Origin of the sequence: Christensenella sp., from assembly GCF_034927525.1 — a bacterium.
Classification (GTDB): domain Bacteria; phylum Bacillota; class Clostridia; order Christensenellales; family Christensenellaceae; genus Christensenella.
In genome coordinates this window covers 1-4,574 of sequence record NZ_JAYFPU010000121.1, presented here as the reverse complement: position 1 = coordinate 4,574, position 4,574 = coordinate 1, and the positions used below count along the sequence as shown (strand labels likewise).

Sequence of the window (4,574 nt, the reverse complement as noted above, 5' to 3'; positions counted from 1 at the left end):
CGTTATCCGTGATAGCGACCGTGTTTTCATAATGTGCCGCTAAGCTACCGTCCGCTGTCTTGACAAGCCATCCGTCGTCCATCCACCGGACATTGTCCGTTCCTAAGGTCACCATCGGCTCGATCGCAAAGACCATGCCGGAGCGGAGCCTCGGGTTTGCACCCTTGAACGAGAAATTCGGAATATCCGGAGCCTCATGCATGTCCTGGCCGATGCCATGCCCCACGAGCTCTTTCACCACGCCCATCCTGTGCGCACGGATCACCTGCTCGATGCTGGAGCTGATATCGTTTAGGCGGTTGCCTGCGCAGGCTTTGTTCATGCCTGCGTAAAAGCTTTCCCGCGTGACCTTGATGAGGTGCTGTGCTTCCTTCGATATCTCTCCGACACCCACTGTGCGCGCCATGTCTGACTGCCATCCGGCAAGGATCGCACCCATATCGATGCTCAGGATGTCGCCGTCCCGAAGGACTTCCTTATCCGAGGGGATGCCATGCACCACGCCGTCATTGACGGAGCTGCATATGCTTCCCGGAAAGCCGTTATATCCCTTAAACGAGGGCTGCGCCCCCGCGTCGGTGATGTATTGCTCTGCGATGCGATCAAGCTCTTTTGTGGTTACCCCCGGCTTTACATGCCTTAGAAGTTCTTCCATGCATGCATATAACAATTTGCCGGACTCCCGCATCAGAGCGATCTCATGCGCTGTTTTAATATTGATCATACCTTTTTCAGTATATCGATGATGTATGCTGCCTCTTCGTCGATGGGCATTGTCGCGTCGACATTGCTCACAATTTTGCGCTGTGCATAGAAATCGATCAGCGGCTGCGTCTGTTCTTCGTAGACACGGAAGCGCTCGCGCACCGTCTGCTCGTTGTCGTCTGGCCGTGTGATCAGCTTTCCGCCGCACTTATCGCAGCCATCTGCCGTGTGTGTTTTCACACTATATACACTGCCGCACTGGTCGCATACGCGACGCGCAAGTACTCTGTTTACGATCACCTGTACATCAACTTCCAGGTTGATGACCGCATCGATCGCCGTCAATGTATCAAGCGCTTCTGCCTGCGCAACTGTACGCGGGAACCCATCAAGCAGTACGCCGCCTTTTGCGTCGTCCTGTTTAAAGCGCTCTCCCATCATGTCGATGATCACACTGTCCGGAACAAGTGCGCCCTTGTCGATATACGACTTTGCAAGGCTGCCAAGTTCGCTGCCGGCTTTGATCTCCGCACGCAGGATATCCCCTGTTGAGATATGCGCCAGATTCATTGCTTTGCTCACGCGCTCCGCCATCGTGCCTTTGCCCGATCCGGGAGGTCCCAGAAAAATTATATTCATACTAAGTTGCGCTCCTTACAGTCGCTTCACGGGCGGAAGTTGCACTTCCCCCGCGTGCCCCCTTTGCTCAAGGATGTTTCGCTGCGCGTTCCCGCTTGCAAAACCGATCTATTTCTGACGATCGCACCTTGATCCAGCGTACACCACTCCTTAGTTCAGGAATCCTTTGTAGTGCCTCATCATCATCTGTGATTCTAATTGCTTTGTCGTTTCGAGCGCGACGCTGACCATAATCAGCACGCTTGTTGCACCGAACACGCTCGCCACACCTGTCATAAAGGTGAAGAACGTCGGTACCGCCGCTACGACTGCGAGGAATATCGCGCCAAAGAGCGTGATCCTCGACAGGATTTTCGCCAGATAATCAGACGTAGGCTTGCCCGGTCTGATGCCCGGAATAAATCCGCCGTTTTGCTGCAGGTTCTTCGATACATCCACCGGATTGAATGCAATCTGCGAGTAGAAATACGAGAAGAACAAGATCAGCAGCGCATATACGATACCATAGAGGACCGTTCCCGGCCCAGCCCAGGCCTGATACCAGGCGTAGAAACCACTCTCCGGCCAGAACTGACCGATCATGCCCGGAAGCATGAGGATCGTAATCGCGAAGATCAAAGGCATAACGCCGCTTTGGTTGACCTTCATCGGTATGTGTGTGCTTTGACCACCGTACATCTTCCGTCCGACCACACGCTTTGCATACTGCACCGGGATACGGCGTTCGCCGAGATCCACAAACGTGATACCAAGAACGATAAGAAACGCAAGTCCGATCACCAGTACAAACAACCAGAAGTTGATGCTGCCGTTGCCAACGCCTTCCAGCATTGTCCGCAGCATACCCGGCATGCCGGATACGATCGAAATAAAGATCAGCAGCGAAATACCGTTGCCGATACCCTTTTCCGTGATACGTTCGCCGATCCACATGATGAGCGCCGTCCCTGCCGTCAGGCATAGCACGATCGTAATATATGTGAATGGCTGCGTGTTTTCCACTGCCTGCGCACCAAGCCCCAGCATGATGCCGATTGCCTGCACGAGACCAAGGATAACAGCAAAATATCTTGTGATCGAAGCGATCTTCTTCCTGCCGTCTTCATCCTTTGCCATGCGCTCTAACTTCGGTATCGCTACCGTCAGCAGGTTCATGATGATGGATGAATTGATATAAGGCGTAATACCAAGCGCAAAGATCGTCATGTTCGAGAGCGAACCACCAGAAAACAGGTTCAAAAATCCAAGCACTTCGTACTGTCCGACCTGACTTTGAATAAACTCGATATTAACGCCCGGAATCGGGATAAAAGCACCGATACGGTATACAAGCAGCATAAGCAGTGTAAACAGTATCTTGTTCCTGATGTCCGGGATTTTCCATGCATTTGCAATGGTCTTAAACATTATACCACCTCAATACTGCCGCCCGCAGCTGTAATCTTCTGCTCAGCCGTTTTTGTAAACTTTGCAGCCTTTACAGTTAATTTTTTCTTCAGATCGCCGTTTCCGAGTATCTTCAGACCGTTGCTTGCTTTGGAAATCAAGCCGCTGCCGAGAAGTATTTCGTAATCAACGACTGCTCCGTCGTCAAACTTTTCAAGTGCTGCCACGTTGATCGCAGCATATTCTTTTGCAAATATATTCGTGAACCCTCTTTTGGGCAAACGTCTTGCAAGGGGCATCTGACCGCCTTCAAATCCCGGACGAACGCCGCCGCCGCTGCGGGAATTCTGGCCTTTCTGTCCTCTTGCGGAAGTTTTGCCAAGACCGGATCCACATCCTCTGCCTACTCTTTTGGACGACTTTTTCGCGCCCTCAGCAGGAGCAAGTTCATGAAGTTTCATGGGCTATTCCTCCGTTATTTCGTCTCTTCGACCGACACTAGGTGCTTGATCTTGAAAACCATACCTCTGATCGGTGCGTTATCCGGCCTCACAACTTCCTGACCTAATTTGCGAAGACCCAGCGCCTTGACCGTATCTTTCTGATCCTGCGCATAACCAATGGGGCTTTTCACGAGTTTGATTTTTAAATTCATCGCCTGACCCCTCCTATTGAAGCTGATCTACGCTGATCCCGCGCAAACGAGCTACCTGCTCTGCGCTTCTGAGTTCGCGAAGACCTTCGATTGTCGCTTTGACACAGTTGATCGGGTTGTTGGAGCCCTGCGATTTTGTACGGATATCTTTGATACCCGCAAGTTCCAATACCGCACGCGCCGGTCCGCCGGCGATAACGCCGGTACCTTCCGAAGCGGGAAGCAGCAGCACTCTGCCGCGACCGAATTTACCGATCACCTCGTGGGGGATAGATGTTCCCTTTAAGGATACTGTGATCATATCATGTTTCGCAGTTTGTACCGCTTTGCGGATCGCTTCGGGTATTTCTGCTGCTTTGCCCATACCTACGCCCACGTGTCCGTTTTCGTCGCCTACGACTACAAGCGCTGTGAAACGCATGTTGCGTCCGCCCTTAACGGTTTTCGCAACACGGTTGATCGCTACTAATTTCTCTTTTAAATCGAGAGCACCTGCATCGATTGCTTTATCTTTCTGCAATTTCTCCGTACCTCCTTATTAAAACTTGAGGCCGGCAGCTCTCGCGCCTTCGGCCACTTGAGCTACTCTGCCAGTATAGAGATAACCGCCACGGTCGAATACGACCTCGCTGATGCCTTTTGCGCTTGCGCGTTTTGCTGCAAGTTCGCCCACCATCTTAGCGGCTTCCGCTTTCGTTGCGTCACTCAATTTACCCTTTAATTCAGCATCCATAGAGGAAGCCGAGCAAAGTGTGTTTCCAGCAACATCATCAATAAACTGAACATAAACATTGTTTAAGCTTCTGTATACGTTCATTCTCGGACGGCTTGCCGTACCCGAAACCTTATTACGGATTCTCTGATGACGCGCTTTTCTAACTTTATTTCTATCTTTTTTACTAATCATTTGCTCATCACCCTCCGTTACATACCTGTCTTACCGACTTTGCGGCGGATATATTCACCCTGATACTTGATGCCCTTGCCCTGGTAGGGTTCCGGCGGTCTCAGAGTACGGATATTCGCTGCACACTGCCCAACGTGCTGTTTGTTGATCCCTTTGATGATGATCGTGTTGGGGTTGGGTACTTCAAACGTAATGCCCGCAGGCGCTTCCACTTCCACCGGATGGGAATACCCAAGTCCGAATACAAGCTTTGTGCCCTGAAGCGCTACCCTGTAACCGACG

At 51.5% G+C, this 4,574-nt stretch carries 8 protein-coding genes; all 8 read right to left on the bottom strand.

Annotated elements, in window-relative coordinates; translation table 11 throughout:
• Positions 1 to 724 (bottom strand): type I methionyl aminopeptidase (gene map, locus VB081_RS04975; RefSeq protein ID WP_323399740.1); only part of this gene is annotated, 724 nt, incomplete at its 3' end.
• Positions 721 to 1,344, bottom strand: coding sequence for an adenylate kinase (locus VB081_RS04970; protein ID WP_323399739.1), 624 nt, complete (start codon positions 1,342 to 1,344; stop codon positions 721 to 723). The genes VB081_RS04970 and map, both read right to left, overlap by 4 nt.
• Before the next feature lie 150 nt (positions 1,345 to 1,494).
• A complete protein-coding gene (gene secY, locus VB081_RS04965; RefSeq protein ID WP_323399738.1) occupies positions 1,495 to 2,751 on the bottom strand; it encodes a preprotein translocase subunit SecY in 1,257 nt (418 codons plus the stop codon).
• Positions 2,751 to 3,191, bottom strand: coding sequence for a 50S ribosomal protein L15 (gene rplO, locus VB081_RS04960; RefSeq protein ID WP_323399737.1), 441 nt, complete (start codon positions 3,189 to 3,191; stop codon positions 2,751 to 2,753). Before rplO ends, secY begins: the two co-directional genes overlap by 1 nt.
• Before the next feature lie 14 nt (positions 3,192 to 3,205).
• Positions 3,206 to 3,385, bottom strand: coding sequence for a 50S ribosomal protein L30 (gene rpmD, locus VB081_RS04955; protein ID WP_323399736.1), 180 nt, complete (start codon positions 3,383 to 3,385; stop codon positions 3,206 to 3,208).
• A gap of 13 nt (positions 3,386 to 3,398) precedes the next feature.
• Positions 3,399 to 3,905, bottom strand: a complete 507-nt coding sequence (gene rpsE, locus VB081_RS04950; protein WP_323399735.1) for a 30S ribosomal protein S5 — start codon at positions 3,903 to 3,905, stop codon at positions 3,399 to 3,401.
• Positions 3,906 to 3,923: 18 nt separating this feature from the next.
• Complete coding sequence (gene rplR / locus VB081_RS04945; RefSeq protein WP_323399734.1) at positions 3,924 to 4,292, bottom strand: 50S ribosomal protein L18; 369 nt, start codon at positions 4,290 to 4,292, stop codon at positions 3,924 to 3,926.
• 17 nt (positions 4,293 to 4,309) lie between these two features.
• Positions 4,310 to 4,574: 50S ribosomal protein L6 (locus tag VB081_RS04940; RefSeq protein WP_323399733.1), on the bottom strand; the 265-nt coding region annotated here is incomplete at its 5' end.

Coding starts and splice junctions, on each gene's coding strand:
- rpmD (WP_323399736.1), bottom strand. CDS start 3,385: ATGAATTTAAAAATCAAACTCGTGAAAAGCCCCATTGGTTATGCGCAG.
- rplR (WP_323399734.1), bottom strand. CDS start 4,292: ATGATTAGTAAAAAAGATAGAAATAAAGTTAGAAAAGCGCGTCATCAG.
- secY (WP_323399738.1), bottom strand. CDS start 2,751: ATGTTTAAGACCATTGCAAATGCATGGAAAATCCCGGACATCAGGAAC.
- VB081_RS04970 (WP_323399739.1), bottom strand. CDS start 1,344: ATGAATATAATTTTTCTGGGACCTCCCGGATCGGGCAAAGGCACGATG.
- rplO (WP_323399737.1), bottom strand. CDS start 3,191: ATGAAACTTCATGAACTTGCTCCTGCTGAGGGCGCGAAAAAGTCGTCC.